The organism is Acidobacteriota bacterium, assembly GCA_029861955.1.
In the GTDB taxonomy this organism is placed as follows: Bacteria; Acidobacteriota; Polarisedimenticolia; order Polarisedimenticolales; family Polarisedimenticolaceae; genus JAOTYK01.
The window spans coordinates 1-26,650 of the sequence record JAOTYK010000025.1 but is presented as its reverse complement, the minus strand read 5'-3'; the positions used below and the strand labels follow the sequence as shown (position 1 = coordinate 26,650).

Genomic DNA, 26,650 nt, shown 5'->3' with positions numbered 1-26,650 from the left:
GGCGTCGGGTTCCCCGCTAGGGATATAGTGTGGGCTGGAGCTCGGAGATAGATGATCAAACCCAGACGCAAGCGCCGCCGCGGAATCTACCTGTTGCCGACACTGTTCACGGTCGGGAATCTGTTCTGTGGATTCAGCGCGATCATTCAATCGATGGACGGGCACCTCACAAGTGCCGCGATCTTGATCGTCGTGGCCGGTGTGCTTGATGGGCTCGACGGGCGAATTGCACGATTGACCAACACGACATCGGAGTTCGGCTTCGAGTTCGACTCGTTGGCCGACCTCGTCTCGTTCGGTCTGGCTCCCGCCGTGCTCGCGTACGCGTGGGTCCTCAAGCCGTTCGAGCGAGTGGGGTGGCTGGTCGGGTTCATCTTTGTTGTCTGCGCCGCCATGCGTCTTGCTCGATTCAATCTCCGGAACACGGTTCAGGAGAAGCGCCACTTCGCGGGTCTGCCTTCACCCGCCGCAGCCGGAATCTTCTCGAGTCTGATGTTGACGTTCCCGAACGCGTTCAATGAGGGAACTGCGGTCGCGGCACCGATAGCGATCGTCATCTTCCTTGCCTTGTTGATGGTCTCCCGTGTCCGCTACCCGGCGTTCAAGGATCTGGGACTGAGCGATCGCAAGTCGTACTTCGTCGTGTTGCCGGTTGCGGTATCGATCGTGGCCATCGTGCTCTTCAGAGAATGGGCACTGCTTGGGATGGGCGTCGTTTACCTGTTGTCCGCGCCGGTCAGTGGTCTCTGGTCCTGGCGTCGTCGTTCACGTCGAGAATCGCAGGCCACGTCGGCCGAGGAGAGCGTCGGTGACGGAACTCCAGTCCGCTAAACCATCGAAATCCGGGACTGCCCGGGTTGCGATCCTCGGAGCCGCGTCTCGCGAAGGGGTCGCGATTCGTGACGTCCTGACCGAGAGACGGATTCCGGGATCCCGTGTCGATCTGTTTGGCGATGACGGTGAAGAAGCGCAGATCGGTGAGTACGCGGGGGAGGCCAGACTCATTCAGCCGCCGATCTTCGAGGAGATTCGAGAGTTCGACGTCGTGTTCGTGTGCGAGGCCGGACCGGTGGTGGATAAGCTCGTGGCCGATCCGACACGAAACGGCGTCGTGATCGACGTCACCGGCACGATTCCACCGTCGAGCCAGGCGCTTCTCGTCGACCTGGATCTTGGGTCCGAAGAGGCACCCACTGGGTCGGTGCTGATAGCGCCGCATCCGCTGACGCTCATCCTGGCGAAACTTCTGGCACCGATCCAACGCCTGGTCGATCTGGACGACGTGGTCGCCACGGTACTTCGTCCCGTCGCGGACTTCGGCGAGAAGGGGATCGACGAACTTCGTGAGCAGACGGTGCTTCTCCTGAATTTCTCCGAGGTCCCGACCGAGGTGCTGGGGCAACAACTGGCGTTCAACGTCGTCCCTGCCGGCCGTCTGTCGTGTGAGACGGCCGACGAGACGGATGTGATTCGCGGACAGGTGCAACACCTGGTGCGTTGGGATCGACCCCGGCTGAGCTTGTCATTGATTGCGGTCCCGGTGTTCTACGGGCATGCGCTACAGATCAGTCTCAAGCCGTCCTCCGCGATCGACGTCGATGTGTTGCGTGCGGCGATGGCCGCGGCCGATATCTCGTTGCCCGAAGGGGATGCCGCGGCGCAGACACCGCTGGACATCATCGGCGAGGAGAGACTGCAGGTCGCACGGATCGACGTCGAGGACACCGGTCGCATCTCCCTCTGGGCGATTGCCGGGGAAGCACAGAAGCGAGCGGCGAGCCATGCGGTTCGCCTCGCGGGCGCCGTGAAGCCGTTGTAGCCCATGGCGTACTCTTTCTTCCTCGCACTCCGTTATCTTCGTGTTCACCGTGGTCACACGTTTCTTTCCGTGATCACGTTGATCTCCGTTGCCGGCGTCGCCGTCGGAGCCGCGGCCCTGGTCATCGCATTGTCGCTGATGGCCGGGTTCGAGGCCGACGTGCGAGATCGGATCCACAGCGGAAGCGCCCACCTGACCGTCACCAGTCGATTCGAAGATACGTTTGGCGATGTGGAGACGCTGCTTGCGGCCGTCCTCTCGGTGAAGGGTGTTGAGGCCGCCGGTCCCGTTCTCTATTCCCCCGCGATGATCACAGCCGACGGAAACGGTTCGACCCCTCAGTACATCCAACTGTACGGCGTGGACCCCTGGCGGCATACCGCGGTCGTGCTTGGTAAAGACCCCGAGCCGACGGCTTTCGAGGCGTTGGCCAACTCCTCTGCGGGGCGCCGCCCCGGAATGGTGCTTGGCGAACAGCTCGCCAGGACCCTCGGCGTTACGACGGGGGATGAAGTGAGGGTGCTGGTCCCCCGGGTCGGGCTGACACCCTGGGGTGTCGCACCGCAGAGTCAGCTATTCGAGATGGTCGGAACCTACCGCTCCCGACACTTTCAGGAAGACTCCCAGCGGGCGTACATCCAGGTCCCCGCGGCGCAACGCCTCCTGCGCGCCCCGGAGCAGGCGACCTGGGCAGAGGTGCGGTTACAGGAGATCGACGACCTGCCGGTGATGAAGGAGCGCCTGCAAGAGGCGCTCTTCCCAGAGTGGATCGTCGTCGATCTGATCGAGCAGAACAAGGACCTCCTCAGGGCTCTCAACACCGAGAGGATCTTGTTGTTCCTGGCGATCGGTCTGATCGTGGTTGTCGCCGCCCTGAATATCGTCTCGACGTTGATTCTGATGGTCAACGACAAGATCCGCGATATCGGTACCCTGACCGCGCTCGGGGCCCGCCCGACGGGTGTTGCGGCCGTGTTCGTCCTTCAGGGACTGGTCATCGGGATTCTCGGCACCATCAGCGGTCTGATCCTGGGCACCGCGATCTCTTACTGGCTGCACGCCGGCGAGGTCATCCAACTCAACCCGGACGTCTACTACCTCTCGTTCGTTCCGTTCCAGACTCGGCCCATCGACCTCGTCTGGATCGGTGTTGCCGCGCTTGCCGTCTCGCTGCTGGCGACCATCTATCCGGCATCGAAGGCGGCCCGACTGCGTCCGGTGGAAGCGTTGCGTCATGACTGATTCCTCGAGAGTCGTTTTGCGTGCGGAGGGGCTTGGCCGCACTTATCGCTCGGGACCCAGGCCGGTCACCGTTCTGGATAATCTCTCCGTCGAGGTGAGCGCGGGAGAGTCCCTCGCGATTGTCGGTGAGTCCGGAGTCGGCAAGTCGACGCTTCTCCAGCTGATGGGTGGGCTGGATCGACCGGATTCGGGGGAGCTCACCGTCGACGCCGTGGACCTGCGTCGGGCATCCACCGAGCAACTGGGAGAGTTCCGAAATCGTTCGGTGGGCTTCGTCTTCCAGGCCCACCATCTGTTGCCCGAATTCACGGCGCTCGAGAACGTCGAGATGCCGTTCCGGATCGGCGGGCGCCTGTCGGGGGCTCGTGATCGCGCAAGAGCGGTCCTCGCGGATCTCGGGCTGGAATCCAGGTTGGATCATCGTCCCGCAGAGCTGAGTGGTGGCGAACAGCAGCGCGTCGCGATCGCACGAGCGGTCGTGGGCGGCCCCAAATTGGTCCTGGCCGACGAACCGACCGGCAACCTCGATCCAGGGACAGGCGCGAAGGTCTTCGACGTCCTAAGCGAGCTCCAGCGCGAACAGGGGTTCGCCCTGGTCCTCGCGACCCACAGCGAACGGCTCGCCGCGGGCTGCACACGGATCTTGCGCCTCGCGGACGGGGGGCTGCACCCACTGTCCGAGGACGAACGAGAGTCGTACTTTCGAGGGCTTGGCGTGTAACCCCCCCCAGGACCTATGCTATAGATGAAGCGGGAACTTCCGCTGAACGTCATGAAACGGGGCGGTAGGCTTGATGTTCGAAAAGCTGACAGAAAAAGCGAAACGAGTCCTCTTCCTCGCGCGTTACGAGGCCAGCCAGCAGAGCGCGCAGCACATCGGCTCCGAGCACATCCTCCTGGGGCTCCTCAAAGAGCCGGAAGAGTCGATTCGAGAGCTGTTCAACCGCGCCAATGTCTCGATCGATTTACTCCAGGCGGAACTCGAGCGCCGGGGTCCCATGCGAGAGAAGCTCTCGACCTCGGTAGAGATTCCGTTCAGCGACGAGACGAAGAAAGTTCTCGAGTATGCCGAGGAAGAGTCCGAGCGACTCATGCATTCCAGCATCGGCTCGGAACATCTCTTACTGGGACTCCTGCGTATGGAGGAGTCGACCGCCGGACGGCTTCTCGTCGAACGAGGCATGCGTCTCTACGCGGTCCGTGAGGACGCCGTCAATCTGCACAAGCGTCGTTCGCTTCCGAAGAAGAAGAAAGAGACTCCGTTCCTCAACGAATTCTCTCGGGATCTCTCGGAGATGGCCGAGCGCCACGTCTTCGATCCGCTGATCGGTCGCGAAGCCGAACTAGAGCGCGTCATTCAGATCCTGTCGCGTAGAAGGAAGAACAACCCGGTCCTCCTGGGTGAGCCCGGTGTCGGCAAGACCGCGATCGTCGAGGGTCTTGCCACGCGAATCATCGAAGGGGACGTTCCTCCATCGCTGATGAGCAAGCGTCTCCTGGCGCTCGACCTTTCTCTCGTCGTCGCAGGAACCAAGTATCGCGGGCAGTTCGAAGAGCGTCTCAAGGGAATCATCGCGGAGCTGACAAGCACAGAGGACGTGATCATCTTTATCGATGAGATCCACTCCCTCATCGGTGCCGGATCGGCGGAGGGTTCCCTGGACGCCGCCAACATCCTCAAGCCCACGCTTTCGCGCGGTGAGGTGCAGTGCGTCGGCGCGACGACGCCGCGGGACTACCACAAATATATCGAAAAAGACCGTGCCCTTGTGCGTCGCTTCCAACCCATCAACATCCGTCCGCCCTCAGAGGACGAGACCTTCGAGATCCTGACCGGCGTCAAGGAACGCTACGAGCGGTTCCATGGTGTCCGGTTTGGAGAAGAGGCGATTCGAGCCGCCGTCTATCAGTCCAATCGGTACATCACCGATCGGTTCCTTCCCGACAAGGCGATCGACGTCCTCGACGAGGCCGGTGCACGGGTGAAGCTGGGGAAGAGCACCTCCTATGCGGAGATCAAGCGTATCGAACGTGAGTTGAAGCGTGCCGTCGACGGCATGAAGAGCGCGCTCGCCCGCAAGGACTTCGACGAGGCGGTGGCATTTCACGACGAGGAAGTGACACTTCGGCGCCGTCACGAAGAACTCAAGCACGCCTATGAAGAAGAGTGCAACAAGATCCTCGACGTCGACCGCTCCCACGTCGAGGAGGTCATCTCTCGCTGGACCGGGATTCCTATCCAATCGGTCGCGGAGGAAGAGGCCGAGAAGCTGCTGCAGACCGAGGAATTCATGCATCGGCGAATCGTCGGGCAAGAGCCTGCCATCAGCGCTCTCGCGCGTGCCATCCGCCGTTCTCGAGCGGGGCTGAAGAATCCGAACCGGCCCATCGGCTCGTTCGTCTTCCTTGGTCCGACGGGCGTCGGCAAGACCGAGGTCGCCCGCACGCTGGCAGAGTTCCTGTTCGATTCAGAGCGCGCGCTCGTGCGGTTCGACATGTCGGAATACATGGAGCGGCATGCGATCGCCAAGATGATCGGCTCGCCGCCCGGCTATGTGGGTCACGAGGAAGGTGGCCAGCTGACCGAGCAGATCAAGCGAAAGCCCTACAGCGTCATCTTGCTGGATGAGATCGAGAAGGCCCATCCGGACGTCCTTAATATTCTGCTTCAGGTCCTTGAGGATGGCATGATCACCGACGCCTACGGTCAGGTCGTCGACTTCAAGAACACCATCGTGATCATGACCTCGAATATCGGCTCCCAGCATGTTGCCCGCGTAGGCAATCGACTCGGTTTCAAGGCCGAGGAGCAGGAGTCCGAAGCGTTCAAGGACCGTCGCGATTCCGTGATGTCCGAGGTGAAGCGCACGCTGAGCCCCGAGTTCATCAACCGCATCGACGAGATCATCGTCTTCGACGCCCTGGGTGAGGATCAACTGCAGCAGATTACCCGCATCATGATCGAGCGACTCAATGAGGGGATCGCAGATCGCGGGATCCGCCTGACGGTTTCTGACGAGGTCTGCCGATGGCTCGTCGATACCACTTGTCAGGACCGCTCCTTCGGCGCGCGGCCCCTTCGGCGGGCGATTCAGAGGCATATCGAAGACGCGCTTTCGGAGACTCTGATTCAGGGCAAGATGCCCCCTCGTGGGACGATCGAAGTCTACGTCTCCGGCGATAGCCTCGGATTTCGCGTTCAGGAGCAGGAAGAGGAGCAGGAGGCCTCGCCGGCCGAGGCCTGAGCCTGCCATTTGACGTCGGAACTGCGGCGCATCCAGAAATTTCGAAGTAGAATGCGGCGTTCGTCTACGAGCTTCGCTGCATGTCCCCCAAGCGCCAATCAATCCCAGGACTCCTCCTCGCCGCACTGATTTTCGTGCTGCCGCTGTTGGCGCATGCGCAGGCGGCGCCGCTGTCCGGCGATATCAAGATCATCGATGTCCAGGGGCTGCGCCGGATGACCGAGCAGGCGTTCATCCACGCCATGGGTGTCAAGGTCGGGGACCCCTACGACGTCGCCCGCCTCCGACGCCAGTTCAAGTCACTCTGGGCCCGAGGTCTGTTTGACGACCTCACGATGGAGGCGGAGGCGGCTCGCGACGGAGGCGTCGTGCTGGTCGTCAAGGTCACCGAGCGTCCGACGCTGAGCTCGATCACCTACGAGGAGGGGAGCGGCATTACGCGAACCGAGATCGAGGATCGACTCGCCGAGAGAGACATCGACCTTCATCTCGGGAAACCGGTCGATCCTGGCGCGATCGCAGGCGCGGAAGCCATAATTCGAGATCTACTCGGCGAGAAGGGATTCCTCGACGCCGATGTGACGTCGAAAATCACCCGAGTGACGGAGCGAACCCGATCGGTTGCGTTCAGTATCTCGAGTGGCGGCAAGACGCGCATTCGGAAGATCGAGTTCGAGGGGAACGAACTGTTTTCCGGCAGGAAGCTTCGATCGCAACTCGAACTCACGGAAGAACGACACTGGTGGTGGCCCTGGTCCGGCAAGAACCTTTACCACCCGGCCAAGTGGGACCAGGACGTGTCGGGCGTTCGCCAGCTCTACCAGAACCTCGGGTATCTGGATGTGGAGATCCGTGCCCCCGTCGTGACGATCATCGCGACCGACGAGGAAGACGACAAGAAACCCAAGAAGAAGAAACGTGAAAAGCCGGAAGCCGACTCAGCGGAAGACGAGCCGGCAGTGGATGTGGGAAGTCTTTCGCGGTCCGAGGCCAAGAAACACGCACGACGACAGGCAAAACTCGAAAAGAACCGCCGAAAGCAGGAGAAGAAGGAGAAGGCCGTCAAGCGCTGGGCCTATCTCAAGGTTCCGATTACCGAGGGCCCCCAGTACACCCTGGGAACGGTGCAGTTCGAGGGGAACGACGGGGTCTTCCCGGACGCGATCCTCCGGCGGGCGATCCCGATCGCGACCGGCGATATCTTCCGTAATGACCGGGTCGACGCCGGTGTCGATTCGATCACGACGGGCTATGAGGATCGTGGGCATCTCTACGCCACGGTCGTGCGGCGGATCGATCGCGATGCGGAGAACAGGGTCGCCGATGTTACGATCAGTGTCGAAGAGGATTATCCGTACCTCGTCTCGCGCATCGATTACCTTGGCAACTCCAAGACGAAGGACGCGGTCTTGCGCCGGGAGACGCCATTGCTCGAGGGGGGGCTGTTCAGTCGCACCCGTCTCGAGCAGACGAAACGACTCGTCAATCGACTGGGTTACTACTCCGTTGACGGCGAACCCATCATCGAGCCCGACGAAGAAAATCGCACCGTCAACGTCAAATTCCCCGGAACCGAGCAGGGCAAGAACGAGATTCAGGTCGGAGGCGGGTTCAGCGGGCTGAACGGCGCTTTCTTCAACGGTGTCTATTCGACGAGGAACTTTCTCGGTCGGGGACAGACCCTCTCGACATCGATTCGTCTCGGTGGGCGATCGGATCAGTACCAGATCTCGTTTCAGGAGCCGTGGTTCCTGGGACGACCCTATCAGTTGGGATTCAGCCTGTTCCGCCGGGATGTGGACTTCGGCGACACACTCCAGAGCAAGAGCAGCGGTGGGAGTCTCACTCTGGGCAAGAGCCTCAATCGCAACTCGCAGATCAGCCTGCAGTACAACTTCCAGGATGTCTCGTCCCGCACGATCCTGACGCCGGCCGGCGGAGTTGGCATCGGGCAGGTGGCGGAGGTCATCGAGACCAGTAACAAGGTGTCGAGCGTCACACCGGTCTATCGGTTCAGCACGATCAACAACCCGTTCCGACCCAGTGGCGGTAAAGAGTTCCAGGCGTTCTTCGAGGTCGCCGGCGGGCCTCTCGGTGGGGATACCAACTTCCTGCGACCACAGATCCGCTACACTCATTACCATCGGGGGAAACGACTCCGGAAGGCGTTCCTGGCGTTCCACGGCGAACTCGGTTACGTCGCGGACTGGAAGGATGGTTCTCCCAACGACCAGTCTGCGATCGGCGGAGTCCCGCGCTTCCGTCGATTCTGGCTGGGGGGCGATACGTTCGGTCCTCGTGTGTTCGAGACTCGCTCGATCACCCCGTTGCGTTACATTGAGATCAACCCGGACGGGTCGATTGGCGAGGTGCTAGGCGACCCGCGCCGTCTGTCGCCCGCGGATCTGGTCTCCAGCAATGGCGTTCCGGTCACCGTAGAAGTCGGCGGCAACCGCTTTTACTTGCTCCAGGGCGAGTATGTGCGACCATTGAACGAGCAGGCGGAGCTGGCGTTCTTCCTCGACGTCGGGGATACCCTGTTCGAGGATCAGTCACTCGGATTTGATACCATGAGAGTGGCTGCGGGTGTGGAGCTTCGGTTTTACTTGCCAATTTTCCCAGTGCCGTTGCGGTTAATCTGGGGCGTGCCCATACGCGATCTCGTCGGGGATGAGTCAACGAATTTCCAGTTCTCGATCGGTCGCAGTTTCTAGAGCGAAGAGGAATCCAATGCGAATCAACCGTCAGTCTATCCAACTCATCGTCCTGGCCGTGGGTCTCCTTCTTGCGAGCAGTGCGATGGCCCAGCAGACGACCATGAAGATCGGCGTATTCGACCCGAACCGCGTGTCTGCAGAGGCCGCGGATGCGCTCCGTGCCCAGCAGGCGCTGCAAGCCGTGCGCGACTCCAAGCAGCAGGCCATCTCCCAACAAGAGACCGCGATTCAGGCTCAGCAGCAACAACTTCAACAGCAGGCGCTCTCGCTATCTACCGATCGTCGCATCGACATGGAGTTGAACATCCAGCGTCAGATCCTGGAGATCAACGCGCAGAAGGACCTCTCCCAGCGCGAGTTGCAGCTTGAATTGGCCGCCGCCGAGTCTCGCTTCAATGAGCAACTACGTGCGGTGCTCGACGCATTTGCGAAACGCGAATCGTTCGATCTGATCCTCGACACGGGTGCCATCGCGTGGGCCGGTCAGAGTGCCGACGTGACCACCGCTCTGATTGATCAGTTCAATCAGATGTTCCCGGTTGACGGCAACTAACCATCACGGTGGGAACGGAGTTCACACTCGCGGAGCTTGCCGATGCGGTGGGTGGTCGTGTCCTCGGTGACGACGGCCGTCTCGTCGTTCGTGTCGCGACACTCGCAGACGCGGATGTCGATGCGCTGAGTTTTCTGACCAATCGCAAGTACCGCAATGACGCGACGACCTCCGCAGCCGGGGCATTCCTGGTTGGCGAAGACGCGGTCAGCGGGAATACTCCGGACCCCGCGCTGGCCGGACGCGACCTGGTCGTCGCGCCAAGTCCGTACCTGGCACTCGCGAAAATACTGGCGAAGTTCCACCCGCAGTCCCGCCCGACGCCGGGCGTGGATCCGGACGCCCGTGTTGGCGCCGATGTCGAGATCGGTGAACGAGTTCACGTCGGTCCGTACTCGGTGATCGAAGCCGGCTGCCGACTGGCCGATGACGTCGTCGTCAGCGCCGGCTGTTATGTGGGCCATCAATCGGCCATCGGCGAGCGGACGATGATTCATCCTCGCGTGGTGCTCTATTCGGGGACCAGCGTGGGGGCCGACTGCATTCTTCATGCCGGAGTCGTACTAGGCGCGGATGGTTTTGGTTTTGCTCAGGCGGATGGCAGGCACCACAAGATTCCTCAGGTGGGTACCGTCGTCGTCGAGGACGACGTCGAGATTGGTGCTAACTCGGCGGTCGATCGCGGCGCGATCGGGGAGACGCGGATTGGCGCCGGAAGTAAACTCGACGATCTTGTGATGATCGCCCACGGAGTGAAGACGGGACGCGGGGGACTCTTCGTCGGCCAGAGCGGTGTTGCCGGAAGTTCGGTGATCGGGGACCACGTGACGGTTGCCGGCCAATCGGGTGTCGCCGGTCATCTGACGATTGGAGATCGAGTCGTGATCGCCGCGAAGTCGGCGGTGTTTTCCGATATCGACCCCGACTCTTTCGTGGCCGGGGTTCCTGCGATCGATCATCGTGAATGGAAACGAATTCATGCCTCTTCGCGTAGACTGGGCGAGATGCGTGGCGAGATCAAGGAGTTGCGGCGTCAGATAGAGGAGCTGCAACGGAGGAGTGAGTCGTGATGGACATCGGCGGAATCATGAAGAGTATTCCGCATCGCTATCCGCTGCTGTTGATCGATCGCATCCTGCGAATGGAGCCCGGAAAAGAGATCGAGGCGCTCAAGAACGTCACGATCAACGAGGGGTTCTTCGAGGGGCATTTCCCGGGTGCGCCGGTGATGCCCGGTGTCCTGATCATCGAGGCGATGGCCCAGGCCGGGGCAGTACTCCTTCTCCACGACATGCCGGGCAGAGAGGAACGATTGGTCTATTTCTCCGGCATCGACAAGGCCCGTTTCCGGCGTCCGGTCGTCCCCGGCGATCAGCTGATGTTCAAGGTTGAGGTTCTCAAGTTGCGGTCTCGAACGTGCAAGATGCGTGGCAAGGCGTTTGTCGACGGCCAGCTCGCCGCGGAGGCGGAGATCATGTCGGCCCTCGTTGATCGTGAGGCCTAGCGTGGCAGAGGGTTGCAAGATCGATCCGTTGGCGCAGGTCGACGAATCGGCGGTTCTCGCTGAGGGCGTCGAGGTGGGCCCGTTCTGCGTGGTCGGACCGGGCGTCACGATCGGCGCCGGAACGATCCTGACATCCCACGTTTCGCTCACCGGACCGACGACCCTCGGAGCTCGCAATCGCGTCTCGCCGTTTGCGTCCATCGGGGGGCCTCCACAGGACCTGAAGTACGACGGCGAGCCGACGAAGCTGGTCGTGGGGGATGACAACGATATTCGCGAGTCGGTGACCCTTAATCGGGGGACCGTCGGCGGAGGTGGCGTCACAAGGTTGGGGAACGGCAATCTCCTGATGGCCTACACTCACATCGGCCACGATTGCCTCGTAGGCGATCGGAACATCCTCGCCAACGCCGCGACACTTGCCGGACATGTCGAAATCGGTAATGACGCCACGGTCGGTGCGTACAGCGGTATCCATCAGTTTTGTCGTGTCGCCGATCACGCGTTCATCGGTGGGTATTCCGTCGTGACCCAGGACGCGATGCCGTGGGTGATGACCGTCGGGAATCGTGCAAAGGCGTACGGTCTGAACCTCGTCGGGCTGAAACGCGGCGGGGTTCCCCGAGAGACGATCACGGCGCTCAAGAAGGCCTATCGGATGCTCTTTCGCTCCGGTGAGACGCTCGAGACCGCGGTCGATACCGTTGACGCCGAGCTGGGTCAGTACACGGAAGTTAAACAGCTCCTCGAGTTTATTCGGTCGAGTGAGCGGGGCGTCTGCCGCTAGGAGCCGCGACGATGTCGGAGAAAATTCCCGTAGCTGTCGTGGGGGTGGGGCACCTTGGCCGCCATCACGCGCGTCTCTACGCTGCATCGCCGCTGGCCGATCTGGTCGCGGTCGTCGATCACGACGCGGACCGTGCCGCGGCCATCGCATCCGAGTTCGGGACGGTCGCCCTTGGCGATCCCTCGGAGTTGGTCGGGCGGGCGGTCGCGGTCAGTGTCGCCGTCCCGACGGACTCCCATCGACGCGTCGCCGAACCACTCCTGTCCAGTGGCATCGATGTTCTGATCGAGAAGCCGATCGCGCCCAGTCTCGAGGACGCCGAGGCCATCAATCGTCTTGCCGAGTCCCATGGCCGACGGGTGATGGTGGGTCATACAGAACGTTTCAATCCCGCGTTCCAGGCACTGGCAGGGGCGGTGGACGCACCCCGCTTTGTCGAGGTTCATCGGCTGGCGGCCTTTACGGCCAGAAGCACGGATATCGATGTCGTCCTCGATCTGATGATCCATGATCTCGACCTCCTGCTGCACCTGGACGGAACCGAACCGGAATCCGTCGACGCGGTGGGGGTCTCTGCACTGACCGACAAGGTCGATATCGCCAATGCTCGGATTCGCTTTCGGTCGGGGTGCGTGGCGAATCTGACGGCCAGTCGGATATCTGCAGAACCGATTCGCCGAGTGCGGGTCTTTCAGGCGCGAACCTATCTCTCGTGCGACACGGGCCAGAAAAAGGTCTCGCGTCATCGCCTGGTGCCGAAACCGGGCGAAGCCCCCACGATCCAATTCGACCAGCTGCCCGTGGCCGACGAGGAGCCTCTCGGCGCCGAACTTCACGCCTTCCTGACCTGCATTCGAGACAACAGCGCCCCACCGGTCGATGGTCGGCAGGGTCAGAACGCGCTAGAGCTTGCGTTTCGTGTTCGTGACGCGATCGCCAGTTCTCCGTTCGCCGGTTGATGTCCCCGGCGCTGGAATCAGCGCTGCGGGCCCTTCTGCAACAGGGGCTTGACCAGGGTCGATTCTCGGCGGCGGCCGTGGGCGTCCACGACGCAAACGATGAAGAGTTCACGGTTCTTGCGGGTCGCCACGCATCCCATTCCGATGCCGCTCTCGTCTCGGTTCGATCCCAGTTCGATCTCGCATCGTTGACGAAGCCGTTGGCCACGGCGACGCTGCTCCAGTTGGCGGAGGAAGAAGGGCGGGTCGACCTCGATGCGCCGGTCGGGCCGTGGATCCCGGAGCTGTCGGGAAGTTCCTATGCCGATGTCCGTATCTCGGAGTTGGCGCGTCACGAGTCGGGGCTGCCCAGTTGGAGTCCGCTGGCGAGTCTCGAAGGTGGGCTCAAAGCGTGGCTGCCACAGATTGCACGACTGGCGCCTGCGACACCCCGTGGGCAGACCCTCTATTCGGATCTTGGCTACCTCATACTGGGAGAGCTACTCGAGCGCCTACACGGCGTGAATCTGGACGCTCTGTTTTCGGATCGCGTCGTCGGCGGGGATCTTCAATCGACGATCGGATTTCATGCAGACGCGGCGTCGTCCATTGCCACGGAGCAGGGCAACGATTTCGAGATGAAGCTGGCCGGCAATTCGGATTTCCCGCGACGGGTCACCATCGCTGCGGGGGAGGTGCACGACACCCACGCTTGGGCACTTGGCGGTGTGGCGGGTCACGCGGGGCTGTTCGGTACGTTGTCCGCCGTGATCGAACTGGGTCGTCGCCTGCTCCCGGGTGGGCCGTTGGCGGCCGAGCGACGATCTCTCGAGAGAAGATTCGGCCACGGGGGCCAGGCTCCGAGGACGTTCGGCTGGCAGCGGGCGCGCGACAGCGTGGCGGTTCGGGAGATCCTCTCCGAGCGGGCGATCGGGCACCTGGGTTTTACCGGAACCAGCCTCTGGCTGGAGCCCGAGGTAGGCCAGGTGTTCGTGCTGTTGACCAATCGAATCCATCCGCGGGTTTCCGAGGTCGATTTCCAGCCGTTTCGCCGCGAGGTTCACCGACTCCTGGTTCCGGGAGGATAGCAACGCTCGCGGCGAGATCATCGGTCGCGTCCTAGAATGGTAAACGCCCATGCAATCCACGAATCTCACGCGACGCAACCGTGACGGAGGGGACCGATCCATCGGTCTTCCGGTTGCGTTCGTGGTCTCTCTCGTCTTTCATGGGCTGATCCTCCTCGTCAGCCTCTGGATTCCGTTCGGGTCGGCCGCCAAGCCGGTAGACGAGCCTCCCGACGACATCGTGTTCAGCTTCACGCCGGTGAAAGACGAGTCTCTGCTGCGGGTTGTCGATACATCGGACCTCGACGTCGAGGACTCCAGTTTCGATACCGATACGATTCGCGCATCACCGACGCCGGCGGCCGAATTCCTGCCGTCGCCCACCGCCGGTGGAGGCGGAGGCGACACGGCAGCCGCGGAGACGCCGCCAGAACCGATCGTTCCGCCACAGCCCGAGTCCGAGCCCAGGAGCGCAGAGCAACCGCCGGACCGAACGGTCGACGAGGAGCTCGAACAGAGCGAGCAGCCGGACCCGGAGGCGCTCGATGAAAGTGAGCAGGATGCCGCATCGACTCTCGACGAGGCACCGGATGCCGAGCTACTTCGGCAACTCGAAGAACGACGCGCCTCGCGTCCAATCGATTTCGATCGTGCGCTACGTGACTTCGAGGAGCAGGTCCAGGCGGTCCGAGAACGTCAGGCGCCGCTGGGGCCGCGCGGGAAGAGGCCATCTAACGTCTTCGTTCCCGATGTCAGCGTCGTCGAGAATACGGGATACGGGTTAGGGAACCTTCGATTCGAGAGCGCCGACTACGACTGGGAGGATTATGGTCGTCAGGTCTACTGGGCGATCTGGAGAGCCTGGCACAACCGGATCCTCGCAACGACGGACGAGTTCGAGCTGTGGGGGCGAAACAACGGTACCGCGATCCTCCAGGACGAGGTGAGTATCCGATTCACGATCGTCGAGAGCGGGGAGGTCGTGGGGATCTCCGTCGAGGCCCCATCGTCCTGCGGACCCCTGGATTTCTCGGCGACGGACGCGCTGGCCGAGGTCATCCTCCCGCCGCTTCCTGACGATTTTCCGCGGGCCCAGGAGACGGTCCACGCCCGGTTCGTCGCCACGGCAGATTTACGGTTCATGCGCCGCTATCTCCGAGCGATGAAACAGCGGGGTCTGTTCTGAGTTCACGCCGTTGACGCACCTCGTCGCGGTGATAAGATCCACTGACTAAACGAGTTGGGAGGCCTATGTCCCAGGAATCGCTGATCCACGATTGGAATCTACCCGAGGACCCGCCGGTCGACGCCAGTCCGAAGGGGCTGATGCTCGACGACGAGACGCTTCGCGACGGACTGCAGTCGCCGTCGGTGATCGATCCGCCGATCGCCGCGAAGAAGAAGATCCTGCATCTGATGGATGAGTTGGGGATCGATACGGCTAACGTCGGCCTGCCGGGCGCCGGCCCGAGGGCGGTCGCGGACGTCGAAGCGCTTTGTCGCGAGATCGCGGACCAGAAACTTTCGCTCACAGCTAACTGCGCGGCCCGCACGATGATCCGAGATATCGAGCCGATCGTTGCAGCAAGCCAGAGTTCCGGCCTCGCCGTCGAGGCCAGCCTCTTCATCGGCTCCTCACCGATTCGTCAATTCGCGGAGGGGTGGGACGAGTCGTTCCTTCTCAAGCAGACGACGGAAGCGATCCGGTTCGCGGTCGGTCACGGCCTGCCCGTGTTGTACGTGACCGAGGACACGAGCCGCGCGCGTCCGGAGACGATCCGCAAGCTGTACGGTGAGGCCGTGCGGCTCGGAGTCAAGCGTGTCTGTGTCACCGACACGGTCGGCCACGCGACACCGGCAGGCGTCGCACGATTGATCCGGTTCGTCCGCGAGGTCGTCGATGAGGCAGGCGGCAACGATGTGGGTATCGACTGGCATGGTCATCGTGACCGCGGCATGGGTCTGATCAACTCGTTGGCGGCGTTCCGGGCGGGAGCCACCCGAGTCCATGGCTGTGGTCTCGGGATCGGCGAACGATGCGGCAACACCGAGCTGGATCTCGTCATGGTCAACATGAAGCTGCTCGGTTGGATCGATCGCGATCTGAGCAAACTCGGCGAGTACTGTCGAGCCGTCTCGGAGGCGACCGGAGTCCCGATCCCTTCGAACTATCCCGTCGTCGGGACCGACGCGTTCGAGACGGCAACCGGTGTCCATGCGGCCGCCGTGATCAAGGCCTATCGCAAGGGCGACGACTGGCTCGCCGATCGCATCTACTCCGGTGTGGCGGCAGGCGAATTCGGTGCTCGGCAGAAGATTCGAATCGGCCCGATGAGTGGGCGCTCAAACGTCATCTTCTGGCTGGAGCAGAACGGGATAGAGTCCACCGATGAGCGGGTCGATATCATCTTTGACCACGCCAAACAGTCCGACCGTCTCCTTCGGGACGACGAGATCCTGCAACTGCTGGGAACGACGGTTTCGTGACCGACACCTTTTCAAAATTCAATCTGCGTGCCGAATTGCAGGCGTCACTTGACGACGCCGGCTATGACACGCCCACACCGATTCAGATCGCCTCCATCCCGACGTTGCTGACGGGGCAGGATCTGATCGGGGTCGCCGAGACGGGCACGGGAAAGACGTTGGCCTACCTGCTGCCGATGTTCGAGAAGATGGAGATCGGTGGGAGCGATCCCCAGGGGCTCGTCATCTGCCCGACTCGAGAGCTTGCCATTCAGGTCGCCGGCGAGGCCGTAAAATTCGGCGGGCGGCTGGGCGTTCGCACCGTCCTCAATTACGGCGGAACCTCAAGCGGGCACCAGAAGCAGGAGCTTGCGGCCGGTTGCGACCTGGTGGTCGGTACGCCGGGACGTCTGCTGGACTTCGTGCAGTCGGCATGGTTATCGCTGCGGAAGTTGAAGTTCCTGGTGTTGGACGAGGCGGACCGCATGCTCGACATGGGGTTCATCAACGACATCGACGCCATCATTCGTAAGACCCCGATGAGCCGTCAGACACTGCTGTTCTCTGCGACGTTCCCGGACGAAATCGCCGAACTCTCGGAGCGCTATCTGCTGCATCCGGAGAAGGTCCAGATGCATCGCGGTACGCGAACCGCCAAGAACGTCGATCACGCGTTCTATCCGGTGCTGAGGAGTCAGAAGGAACAGTTGCTGGTCGAGGTTCTCCGTCGAGAGCGGCCGGAGAAGTTTCTTGTCTTCTCCGGAACCCGAGAGGGGACCACGGAGATTGGCGCGTTGCTTCGTCGCGCGCGATACGACGTCATCTCGCTCTCGAGCCTTCTATCTCAGGCCAACCGCGAGCGGGCCCTGGAGGCATTCCGCAATGGCGAGTGTCACGCGTTGGTGGCAACCGACGTGGCCGCACGAGGGCTGGACATCACCGACATCGACCTGGTTGTTAATTTTGATGCGCCCATGCATGCGGAGGACTACGTCCATCGAATCGGGCGTACCGGTCGGGCCGAGCGCACCGGTCGCGCCGTGACGCTGGTCTGTGAACTGGACGGTCGACGCATTCGCGAGATCGAGACCCTCCTCGGCGAAGACGTACCGCGGCGGAGACTCGAGGGATTCAACTACCGCGGGGACCCGGATCTCACGCCGAGGGCCGGAGGGCGCGGTCGAGGTGGCCCCGGCGGCGGTGGTGGCAGTCGCGGCGGCAGTGGCGGCAACCGCGGCGGCGGTAGTGGCAACCGCGGCGGCGGTAGTGGCAACCGCGGCGGCGGTAGTGGCAACCGCGGCGGCAGTGGCGGCCGACGGCGAAGCTCCGGCGGTCGTTCCGGAGAACGTCGAGGGTCGAGTAGCGGATCCTGATCGGCGGGTTACGATAGCACCATGAATTTTATCGAACTGTTCAACGCGGGCGGACCACTGATGTGGCCCCTGGCCATCGCATCCCTTCTGACGCTGGCCCTGATCGTCGACCGGGCGATCAATCTCCGAGCCTCCCGCATCCTGCACCCGACCGTCGTCGAGCGCATCACTGGCCTCCTGGAAGGTGGCAGAGTGGATCGTGCCATCGAGGTCTGTCGGGAGCATCCCGGTCTGTTCCCGTCCATCGTGCTTGCGGGACTGGAGCTGGTAGGCAAAGGCGAGGCGGCGGTCAAGGAGGCCGTCGAGAACGCCGGGCGTCACGAGTCCAGTCGTCTCCATCGCTACCTCGGTGCGATGGCGACCATCGCAGCGGTCACGCCGTTGATGGGACTCCTCGGAACGGTTCTGGGAATGATCGACGTCTTCCAGACGATCGCGGATCAGGGTGCCGGGCAGGCGGCATCGCTCTCAAGCGGCATCTCGCAGGCGTTGATCACAACGGCCTCGGGGCTCGTCGTCGCCATCCCGGCTCTGATCGCCCACAACTATTTTCAGGAGAAGGCCGACTTCCTCGTCGGTGAACTCGAGCGCGAGTCCCTGAGGATGCTGCGGGGTCTGTTCGGGTCTGAACGAAACTCCCCATCGGAGTCGCCCCCGGCACCGTCGATGGCGATCAGCGGAGACTGACGTGCAGTTCGGGCGCAATACCCATCGACGCACCGCGGCCGCGATCAACATCGCGCCGCTCGTGGACGTGATCTTCCTGCTCGTGATCTTCTTCGCGGTGTCCACCACGTTTCTCGAGAGCTCGGGATTGAAGCTGGAGCTACCCCAGACACGTTCGACCGCCAAGCAGGAGTTGAAGGACCTGACCGTCGCACTCGATGCCGACGGCCGCCTCTCGTTCGAGGGCAAGATTGTCGAACCGGCAGAGTTGAAGGAACGCCTGAAGGCCCTCCTGGTGGAGTCCGACGACAAGTTGGTGGTCCTACGGGCCGATCGGTCAACGGCCCATGGCGATGTGGTCAAGGTCATGGACCTGATTCGCGACGCCGGGGCCTCAGGATTGACGGTGGCCGCGCGGACCGCGGCCGGCGAATAAGGGCCCCTGGACGTAGAGTCGGGGGCGAGGTCGAGAGCCATGGGATCTCTTCGTATCGTCGGTGGTGCGTTGCGAGGTCGTCGGATCTCGATCCCCGCCCGAGTGACCTATCGCCCCACCGGCGAGCGGACCCGGGAAGCGCTCTTCGATATTCTCGGGCCTTCCCTCGATGGGGCACGCTTCCTGGACGCTTTCTGCGGGACCGGGGCCATCGGCCTGGAGGGGCTCAGTCGAGGGGCGGAGCGGGCCCTGTTCATCGACGAGGATCCCGAGGCCATCGCCTCGCTGGCGTCCCTCACCGAGGCCTGGAAGGTGGCGGACCGGGCTCGGGCCCTCTGCCTGGGGCTCCCCGAGGGGCTTCTGAGCTCTGGAGTTGGGGATCAGGCACCCTTTTCGGTTATTTTCGCCGATCCTCCCTACGGAACGGCCCAATTGGGACCCTTTCTGTCGGCCGTAGCCTCCAGGAGTCTCCTGGCCCCGACGGGTCGCCTGATCGTCGAGAGGGACCGTCGAGACCCCCTGGAGGTCGCCCCAGTGGGGCTGGAGCACCGGCGCACGGCCCGCTACGGCGGCAGCTGTCTGGACTTCTATGAGCCTATCGGTTGAATTCCGGGTTGTCGGGACTATATTCTTCCGCGAGGGGAAGATATCGGAATGCCTCGACGTCAGGCGCTGAGGGAACCGAGGGATATTCCTTGACTTCATTCTGGCCAATACAGAAGATGAGCAGCGGTTTTCCGCCCTCGCTTAGGAGTGGTTGATGCGATATCGAATCACTGCACGAACCCTGCGTTCTGCCCTGATCGTTTCGATGCTATGTGGTGTCATCGGTGGGGTGACTCTGGCCCAGGGGACGTCTCCGACGCCTCCCAAGGACCTGAAGTTCGTAGACGAACACTGGACGGCGTGGGATCCGCCTGCCGCCGGTGCCGGTAACTACATCATTGTCAAGGGGGACACCCTCTGGGATCTGTCCGAGGAATGGCTCGGCGATCCCTTCCTGTGGCCCCAGATCTGGGATGAGAACCGCTACATCCTGGACAGCCACTGGATCTATCCCGGCGACCCGCTGGTGGTTCCGAATCAGCCCGAGGTCATCGGGGACGACCTGAACGACGACGGCGGAGACGACATGATCGCGGGGGTCGGCGACCCCGACGGCGACGGCGACGACCCGTCGATGACGGCGAGGCTCCAACCTCGACCGTTGTTGCCGGTCGCGGACGCCACCGACATCTACTGCTCCGGATACATCGATGCAGAGCCCAGCTACTCCGACCTATGGGTCGGAGGTCGTGAGACCGCCCGCGAGGGACTGGCAACCGGCGATGTGATCTACCTGAACCAGGGCCGAAGCCAGGGAATCGCCGGTGGCGACGAATTCGCCATCGTTCGCCGAATCCGAACGGTGGACCATCCGTCGTCCGGTGAGGCCCTCGGTAGCTTCATCCGACGCCTTGGCAAGGTCAAGGTCATGGTGACCCAGGGCAACACGGCCACCGCGATGATCGAGATGGCCTGCGAAGATATCCAGATGAGTGACGAGCTGGTGCCGTGGGGCGAGATCCCGGTCCCGCGTCTGCGAAACCTCCCCGAGTTCGACCGTTGGGATGCCGAGCCTTCGGGCGAGGCCACGGGACACGTCGTCCGCATCGCCGATGACCGAGACTCGGTGGGTACGGGTCGGATCATCCACACGGATCTGGGTGCCGGTAGCGGTGCCGAGCCCGGCTCGGTCATCCGCCTCTATCAGGAGCGTGCCGAATTGCCGCGACGGATGTTGGGGCAGGCGATCGTGCTGACGGTCGAGGATGGAACTTCCACCGCCAAGATCACCCAATTGATCGCGGAGGCCCAGGTCGGCGATCGTGTCGAGATCACTCGCTAGATCTCGCCAACCTCAATGAAATAGAAAAGGCGGACCCGAGGGTCCGCCTTTTTTTGTCTTCCTGAAGTCGGTCCTAGCGTCGGTCGCCACCGGGACGACCGCGGCCACCGCCACGATCTCCACCACGACCGCGATCTCCGCCGCGGCCTCGGTCTCCACCGCCACGACCGCCTCGGTCTCCGCCACCCCGATCGCCACCGCGATCGCCGCCACCGGGCAGCAACACGCGACGCGAGAGTCGGACACGGCCCTGGCCGTCGATGTCGATGACTTTCACGGTCACCTCGTCGCCCTCGTTCATCACATCCGTCACTTCCTCGATCCGATGGTTGTCGATCTCGGAAATATGCAGGAGCCCCTCGACTCCCGGGAGGATCTCGATGAACGCACCGAAGTTGACGACCCGCACGACCTTGCCGACGTAGGTCTTGCTAAGCTCCGCCTCGGCGGTCAATTGCTTGACGATCTCGATCGCCTTCGCGGTGCCGGCCTCATCCGTGCTGGCAATATCGACACGTCCGTCGTCGTGGACCTCGATCTTGCAGCCGGTACGCTCGACGATCGAACGGATCGTCTTACCACCGGGACCGATGATGTCGCGGATCTTGTCCTTGTTGATTGTGAGAGTGACGATGCGCGGCGCGTACGGCGAGATCGACTCGCGATGCGAATTCAGGGCTCCGGCCATCGACTCGAGGATCTCGAGACGGGCCTTCCTGGCCTGAGTCAACGCCGCACCCATGATCTGCTTGCTGAGACCCTTGATCTTGATGTCCATCTGCAGGGCGGTGAGTCCCTCGGTGGTTCCCGCAACCTTGAAGTCCATGTCGCCGTGATGATCCTCGACACCTGCGATGTCGGTCAGCACCTCGAACGACTTGTCGCCCTTGATGAGACCCATCGCGATGCCGGCGACCGGTCGCTTGAGCGGAACTCCGGCATCCATCATCGCCAGGGATCCACCGCAGACCGTCGCCATGGACGACGAACCGTTGGATTCCAGGATCTCGGAGACGATGCGAATGGTGTACGGCCAGTCGGCCTCGGGCGGAAGCATCGGGAGGAGGGCGCGCTCGCCGAGAGCGCCATGACCGATCTCTCGGCGACCGGGTCCGCGTAGGAATCGTGCCTCGCCGACGGAGAAGGGCGGGAAGTTGTAGTGAAGCATGAATCGTCGTTTTCGCTCGCCCTCGACGAAGTCCAGACGCTGTGCGTCCGCTGCCGTCCCCAGGGTTACGACGGCCAGCGCCTGAGTCTCGCCTCGGGTGAACACGGCCGACCCGTGGGTCCGGGGGAGGAAGCTGACCACACTGTCCAGGTCACGAATCTCGTCCATTCCACGACCGTCCACGCGGCGGCCCTGGTTGAGGACCTCGTCACGGAGGACCATGTCCTGCATCTCGTGCCAGAATTTCTTGGCGAAGCCCCGCTCTGCGTCCTGATCGTCGCCGAAGATCTCCAGCATCCGAGTCTTGACACCATCGACCTTCGCATAGCTCTCGAGCTTGTCCTGGATCCGCATCGCGTCGGTCAGCGGGGCCAGCCAGTCATTGACGAGGGTCTCGCGGACCCCGTCGGGCTCTTCCTCGACCACGACGGGTCGCTTGGGTTTGCCGATCTCCTTGACCAGTTCGTCCTGCATGGCGACGATCTTCTTGATCTCGTCGTGGGCGCGGAAGATCGCGTCCAGCATGACCTGCTCGGAGACCTCGTCGGATCCCGCCTCGACCATGACAACTGCGTCACGGGTGCCGGCGACTACGAGATTCAGGTTGGACGTCTCGAGCTGCTGGAACGTGGGGTTGACGATCTGCTCGCCGTCTTCCGTGAGTCCGATCCGTACGGCCGCAACCGGCGTGTCGAACGGAATGTCGGAGATGCAGAGTGCGCAGGACGCACCGGTGATCGCCAGTACATCGGCGTCATGTTCCTTGTCGGTGGAGAGCAGCATGCTGATGATCTGCGTCTCGCATCGCCAGGTGTCGGGGAACAACGGACGGAACGGGCGGTCGATCGCTCGACAGGTGAGCGTCTCTTTCTCGTTGGGCCGGCCTTCGCGCTTGAAGAATCCGCCGGGGATCTTGCCGCCTGCGTAGGCCGCCTCGCGGTAGTCGACCGTGAGGGGAAGGAAGTCGACCCCTTCTCTGGGTTTGTTAGCGGCCACCGCCGTGACCAGGATCATCGTATCGCCGAGGCGAACGGTGACCGATCCATCGGCCTGTTTGGCGATCTTGCCGGTCTCAACAACGATCGGCTTGCCGCCGATTTCAATCTCTTTTCTTGTGATCAATTTCTTCTCCGCTTGGTGCTATTTGCGCAGGCCGTGACGGCCGATGATCTGCTGGTAGCGGCCCAGGTCCTTCTTCTTGACATAGTCCAGAAGTCGGCGCCGCTTGCCGACCATCTTCAGCAATCCCTGGCGGGAATGATGGTCCTTGGCGTGGGTTCGGAAATGTTCGGTGAGGTATTCGATCCGCTTGGTCAGGATCGCGATCTGGACTTCCGGTGAGCCGGTGTCACTGTCGTGAGTTCGGTGGGACTGAATCAGGTCGGACTTGCCATCGCGAGACAGGGACACTTCGAATCCTCCTCCAACGCCGCCGTCACATGCGTACGGGCTAGATAAGAGAATGAAAACATTAGGTTTTCGTCTCTTGAACTGCGGGAAGGTATCACAGGCCGTAGGGGGGCAACAACCGCGCAGACCTCCCCTCAGGGGGCTTCGGGTAGGACCAATCTCGGCTTGAGAACCGGACCCTGCCACTCCGCGACGCCCAGGAGTCGCCCGGAGGGATCCAGAACCGCCGTCTGCCCCTCGGTGGATCCCGCTATCGACGAGTGGATCGGTTGTCCGAGGCGAAATCGCCGGCAATCCTCCGCATCCGCCAGGCCCGTACGGGGCAGCTCCAGGGGCAGATCGGAGGGGGCCACAAGCCCGTCTCGGAGAGCCGCCGGGTCGGGCACGCCTTCCCAGCTCAACGCGTCGGCGATCTTCAGCGGGCCGATGGCGGTCCGGCGGAGGCTCTCCATCACGGCACCGCAACCCAGATCTGCACCGAGGTCTCGAACCAGCGAGCGGATGTAGGTACCGGCGGAGACCACCGCCTCGAATCGAAATCGGGCGGGATCGTCGGTCGCGTCGAGCTGGAAGCGATCCACCTGAACCGATCGCTCCGGGGCCTCGACCTCGACGCCGCGACGGGCGAGGCGATAGAGACGCTGTCCCCCGACCTTCCGTGCCGAGAAATCAGGGGGGCGCTGGGACAACGATCCGGTGAGCGCGGCGGCGGACTCGGCGATGGCGTCTGTCCCGGGGAGTGTCCCCTCGTGCCGCGTCGTCGTCTGTCCGCTGATGTCGTCGGTGTCCGAGGTCTGTCCCAGGAGGAGCGTCCCGACGTAGGTCTTCGGAGAGTGTGGGAGGAACTGGATCAGACGCGTGACCGGCCCGATCGCCAACGGCAAGAGCCCGGTCGCCAGGGGATCGAGCGTACCGGTGTGGCCGATGCGTCGTTCACCGGTCGCACGGCGGACCACGGCGACGATATCGTGACTGGTCGGACCCTCGGGCTTGTCGACCAGGAGGAGCCCAAGCCAGCTCACGTCGGCTCTTCGTCTCCGGGGCCGAGTTCTTCGAAGATGCGTTCCATCCGATCGGCGGTCCCGGCGGTGGGATCGAGTTCGAATCGTAACTCCGGCGTGAAACGTAGGCCGGCCTGTGCCGCCAGAGTTTTTCGGAGGAAGGGTGTGGCCCGACGTAGGATCGTCAGCCGCTCCTCCATCTCCTCGCCCAGCATGGAGACGAAGACACGAGCGTAACGGAGGTCGGAAGAGAGTTCGACCTCGGTAATCGTGACAAAGCCGATCCGGGGATCCCGGACCTCTTCGCGGATCGCCTGGGCCAGTGTCTCCCGGACGCGATCACCGACTCGTAGGGTTCGTTTTTGATTCATTCCCAATCCTCGCCATCCCAGCCTTCGGCCATCCCCTCGCCGGCTTCGAGATAGTCTCTCGCCGTCTCGATGACCGGTCCAGGGCTCAGCCGTTCCGTCTCACTTCGGATCGTCTCGAACAGGTTCTCGATCACGTCGCGATTGCTTGCGATCGTGACAACCGCCAGGCCGGCCCGTTGCCAGAGGTCCTGGTGCTCCTCGAGTTCCATCACCGAGACGTTGTAGCGAGAGCGCAACCGATCCTTGATCCGACGAACCGTCTGTCGCTTGTTCTTCAGAGATCGCGCGTCCGGGAGATGGAGTTCAAACGTGAGCAGTCCGACGGTCACTACAAGCTTTCAGCGACAATCTTTTCCATCATGAAGGCTTCGATGACATCGCCCGTCTTGAGGTCGTTGTAGCCCGCGATGCCGATGCCGCACTCGGTGCCGTTCTTGACCTCCGAGGCGTCATCCTTGAACCGTCGCAGCGATCCGACCTTGCCGGTATGGATGATGACGTTGTCGCGGAGGAGGCGGAGTTCGGCTTTCCGAGTGATCTTGCCATCCGTGACGTAGCAGCCGGCGATCAAACCGATCTTCGGGACCTTGAACAGTTCTCGAACCTCGGCCTGTCCCAGAACGATTTCCTTGAACGTGGGATCCAGCATCCCCACCATCGCCGCACGGATCTCGTCGACCATGTGGTAGATGACGGTGTACATCCGCAACTCGACACCTTCGACGGTGGCCAGTTGTGTCGCGGACTTTTCGGGACGGACGTTGAACCCGACAACGATCGCGTTGGCGGCTGCCGCCAGGAGGACGTCGGCCTGGGTGATCCCACCGATGGATGCGCGAACGATCTGGACGCGAACCTTGTCGTCGGGAAGGTCGCCAAGCATCTTTCGTACGGCTTCCAGGGAACCCTGGACGTCGGCTTTCAGGACGACGGCCAGGTCCTTGATGCCACCGGCATCGAGATCGCGGCCAAGGCCTTCCAGGGTGCGGCGCGCAGACTTGCGCTTAATGTCCTCGGCGCGAACCTTCTCCTGCCGGTGGGACGCGATGCGGCGGGCCTTCGCCTCGTCGGCGATCGACTGGAACGAGTCGCCGGCCAGGGGCTCCTCGGCGCTGCCCATCACTTCCACGGGCATCGACGGACCGGCGGAGGTTATCCGCTTGCCGTGCTCGTCGGTCATCGCCCGCACCTTGCCCCACACGCTACCTGCGATGAAGGGGTCGCCCACATTCAGCGTGCCCTCCTGGACAAGGACGGTCGCAACCACTCCTTTGGCTCGGTCTCTGCGAGCCTCGAGGACGATGCCGGATGCCGGACGCTTGGGGTTGGCTCGAAGCTCTTGCAGATCCGCTTCCAGAACGATCAACTCGAGGAGGTCGTCGAGTCCCGTCCTCTGCTTGGCGGACACCTCGGCGGAAACGATCTTGCCGCCGAACGACTCGACCAGAACGTCGCGGTCGGCAAGCTGTTGCTTGACGCGATCGACCTGGGCATTGGGCTTGTCGATCTTGTTGATGGCGATCACGATGGGCACGTTTGCCGCCTTCGCGTGGTCGATCGCCTCGAGTGTCTGGGGCTTGACGCCGTCGTCGGCGGCGACAACCAGCACGACAATGTCGGTCACGCCGGCGCCGCGAGCACGCATCATGGTGAACGCTTCGTGACCCGGGGTATCGAGGAACGTGATCTTGCGCCCGCCAAGGTCCACCTGGTAGGCGCCGATATGCTGAGTAATTCCGCCGGCCTCGCCCTCGGCGACGGTGGCGGTTCGGTACGCGTCAAGAAGCGATGTCTTGCCGTGATCGACGTGGCCCATCACCGTGACAACCGGCGGCCGGGGAACCATGTCTTCGGGCGTATCGGCCGCGTCCAGTTCCTGGGTGATGGCTTCCCGAGGTTGGACCGCAAGAGCCTCCTGCAGGGCCTCTTCCTCGTACGACATCAGCGTTGCGGTCGAGCCAAAGTCCTTGGCGACCTCGATGGCAACCTTGGGGTCCAG

The 26,650-nt window shown here is 62.6% G+C and carries 25 protein-coding genes; 19 read left to right on the top strand and 6 right to left on the bottom strand.

The features are described 5' to 3' along the window. Positions 1 to 51 precede the first annotated feature (51 nt). From pssA to OES25_12545, 19 genes are all read left to right on the top strand, one after another. Entirely contained in the window at positions 52 to 831 is a 780-nt protein-coding gene (pssA, locus tag OES25_12635; protein MDH3628483.1) for a CDP-diacylglycerol--serine O-phosphatidyltransferase, read from the top strand. Next, positions 809 to 1,819 carry an Asd/ArgC dimerization domain-containing protein gene (locus OES25_12630; protein ID MDH3628482.1) on the top strand — a complete coding sequence of 337 codons (1,011 nt, stop codon included), beginning with the start codon at positions 809 to 811 and terminating at the stop codon, positions 1,817 to 1,819. Before pssA ends, OES25_12630 begins: the two co-directional genes overlap by 23 nt. 3 nt (positions 1,820 to 1,822) lie before the next feature. After that, on the top strand, positions 1,823 to 3,061 hold the full coding sequence (locus OES25_12625; GenBank protein ID MDH3628481.1) for an ABC transporter permease: 1,239 nt from the start codon (positions 1,823 to 1,825) through the stop codon (positions 3,059 to 3,061). Continuing rightward, positions 3,054 to 3,782, top strand: a complete 729-nt coding sequence (locus OES25_12620; protein ID MDH3628480.1) for an ABC transporter ATP-binding protein — start codon at positions 3,054 to 3,056, stop codon at positions 3,780 to 3,782. Before OES25_12625 ends, OES25_12620 begins: the two co-directional genes overlap by 8 nt. A 73-nt stretch (positions 3,783 to 3,855) precedes the next feature. After that, on the top strand, positions 3,856 to 6,306 hold the full coding sequence (locus OES25_12615; GenBank protein ID MDH3628479.1) for an ATP-dependent Clp protease ATP-binding subunit: 2,451 nt from the start codon (positions 3,856 to 3,858) through the stop codon (positions 6,304 to 6,306). A gap of 80 nt (positions 6,307 to 6,386) precedes the next feature. Further along, positions 6,387 to 9,020, top strand: coding sequence for a BamA/TamA family outer membrane protein (locus OES25_12610; protein MDH3628478.1), 2,634 nt, complete (start codon positions 6,387 to 6,389; stop codon positions 9,018 to 9,020). Positions 9,021 to 9,036: 16 nt separating this feature from the next. Then, positions 9,037 to 9,576 (top strand): OmpH family outer membrane protein, encoded by a 540-nt coding sequence (locus OES25_12605; protein ID MDH3628477.1) that lies wholly within the window; start codon positions 9,037 to 9,039, stop codon positions 9,574 to 9,576. Between the two features lie 8 nt (positions 9,577 to 9,584). After that, complete coding sequence (gene lpxD / locus OES25_12600; protein ID MDH3628476.1) at positions 9,585 to 10,646, top strand: UDP-3-O-(3-hydroxymyristoyl)glucosamine N-acyltransferase; 1,062 nt, start codon at positions 9,585 to 9,587, stop codon at positions 10,644 to 10,646. Beyond that, positions 10,646 to 11,080: a 3-hydroxyacyl-ACP dehydratase FabZ gene (gene fabZ, locus OES25_12595; protein MDH3628475.1), complete on the top strand. Its 435-nt coding sequence runs from the start codon at positions 10,646 to 10,648 to the stop codon at positions 11,078 to 11,080. The genes lpxD and fabZ overlap by 1 nt, the downstream gene beginning before the upstream one ends. 1 nt (position 11,081) lies before the next feature. Continuing rightward, a complete protein-coding gene (gene lpxA, locus OES25_12590; GenBank protein ID MDH3628474.1) occupies positions 11,082 to 11,867 on the top strand; it encodes an acyl-ACP--UDP-N-acetylglucosamine O-acyltransferase in 786 nt (261 codons plus the stop codon). An 11-nt stretch (positions 11,868 to 11,878) separates the two neighbouring features. Further along, positions 11,879 to 12,826: a Gfo/Idh/MocA family oxidoreductase gene (locus OES25_12585; protein ID MDH3628473.1), complete on the top strand. Its 948-nt coding sequence runs from the start codon at positions 11,879 to 11,881 to the stop codon at positions 12,824 to 12,826. Further along, positions 12,826 to 13,893: a beta-lactamase family protein gene (locus tag OES25_12580; protein MDH3628472.1), complete on the top strand. Its 1,068-nt coding sequence runs from the start codon at positions 12,826 to 12,828 to the stop codon at positions 13,891 to 13,893. Before OES25_12585 ends, OES25_12580 begins: the two co-directional genes overlap by 1 nt. 49 nt (positions 13,894 to 13,942) lie before the next feature. Continuing rightward, complete coding sequence (locus OES25_12575; protein MDH3628471.1) at positions 13,943 to 15,058, top strand: hypothetical protein; 1,116 nt, start codon at positions 13,943 to 13,945, stop codon at positions 15,056 to 15,058. Between the two features lie 65 nt (positions 15,059 to 15,123). Next, entirely contained in the window at positions 15,124 to 16,359 is a 1,236-nt protein-coding gene (locus tag OES25_12570) for a LeuA family protein (protein ID MDH3628470.1), read from the top strand. Beyond that, the gene (locus OES25_12565) at positions 16,356 to 17,711 is read left to right on the top strand and encodes a DEAD/DEAH box helicase (GenBank protein ID MDH3628469.1); all 1,356 of its coding nucleotides are present in this window, start codon (positions 16,356 to 16,358) and stop codon (positions 17,709 to 17,711) included. The genes OES25_12570 and OES25_12565 overlap by 4 nt, the downstream gene beginning before the upstream one ends. A 21-nt stretch (positions 17,712 to 17,732) precedes the next feature. Continuing rightward, positions 17,733 to 18,398: a MotA/TolQ/ExbB proton channel family protein gene (locus OES25_12560; GenBank protein ID MDH3628468.1), complete on the top strand. Its 666-nt coding sequence runs from the start codon at positions 17,733 to 17,735 to the stop codon at positions 18,396 to 18,398. 1 nt (position 18,399) lies between these two features. Beyond that, on the top strand, positions 18,400 to 18,813 hold the full coding sequence (locus tag OES25_12555; protein MDH3628467.1) for a biopolymer transporter ExbD: 414 nt from the start codon (positions 18,400 to 18,402) through the stop codon (positions 18,811 to 18,813). Positions 18,814 to 18,852: 39 nt separating this feature from the next. Continuing rightward, a complete protein-coding gene (rsmD, locus tag OES25_12550) occupies positions 18,853 to 19,419 on the top strand; it encodes a 16S rRNA (guanine(966)-N(2))-methyltransferase RsmD (protein ID MDH3628466.1) in 567 nt (188 codons plus the stop codon). Positions 19,420 to 19,573: 154 nt separating this feature from the next. Continuing rightward, complete coding sequence (locus OES25_12545; protein ID MDH3628465.1) at positions 19,574 to 20,701, top strand: LysM peptidoglycan-binding domain-containing protein; 1,128 nt, start codon at positions 19,574 to 19,576, stop codon at positions 20,699 to 20,701. A gap of 73 nt (positions 20,702 to 20,774) precedes the next feature. On the opposite strand, the gene pnp is transcribed toward OES25_12545, so the two are convergent. The 6 genes from pnp to infB all read right to left on the bottom strand — a co-directional run. After that, positions 20,775 to 22,991, bottom strand: coding sequence for a polyribonucleotide nucleotidyltransferase (gene pnp / locus OES25_12540; GenBank protein MDH3628464.1), 2,217 nt, complete (start codon positions 22,989 to 22,991; stop codon positions 20,775 to 20,777). 18 nt (positions 22,992 to 23,009) lie between these two features. Further along, positions 23,010 to 23,279, bottom strand: coding sequence for a 30S ribosomal protein S15 (gene rpsO, locus OES25_12535; GenBank protein ID MDH3628463.1), 270 nt, complete (start codon positions 23,277 to 23,279; stop codon positions 23,010 to 23,012). Between the two features lie 134 nt (positions 23,280 to 23,413). Then, the gene (truB, locus tag OES25_12530) at positions 23,414 to 24,301 is read right to left on the bottom strand and encodes a tRNA pseudouridine(55) synthase TruB (GenBank protein MDH3628462.1); all 888 of its coding nucleotides are present in this window, start codon (positions 24,299 to 24,301) and stop codon (positions 23,414 to 23,416) included. Beyond that, positions 24,298 to 24,651: a 30S ribosome-binding factor RbfA gene (rbfA, locus tag OES25_12525; GenBank protein MDH3628461.1), complete on the bottom strand. Its 354-nt coding sequence runs from the start codon at positions 24,649 to 24,651 to the stop codon at positions 24,298 to 24,300. The genes truB and rbfA overlap by 4 nt, the downstream gene beginning before the upstream one ends. After that, positions 24,648 to 24,980, bottom strand: coding sequence for a DUF503 domain-containing protein (locus tag OES25_12520; protein MDH3628460.1), 333 nt, complete (start codon positions 24,978 to 24,980; stop codon positions 24,648 to 24,650). The genes rbfA and OES25_12520 overlap by 4 nt, the downstream gene beginning before the upstream one ends. Then, on the bottom strand, positions 24,980 to 26,650 hold a 1,671-nt coding region (gene infB, locus OES25_12515), incomplete at its 5' end, for a translation initiation factor IF-2 (protein ID MDH3628459.1). The genes infB and OES25_12520, both read right to left, overlap by 1 nt.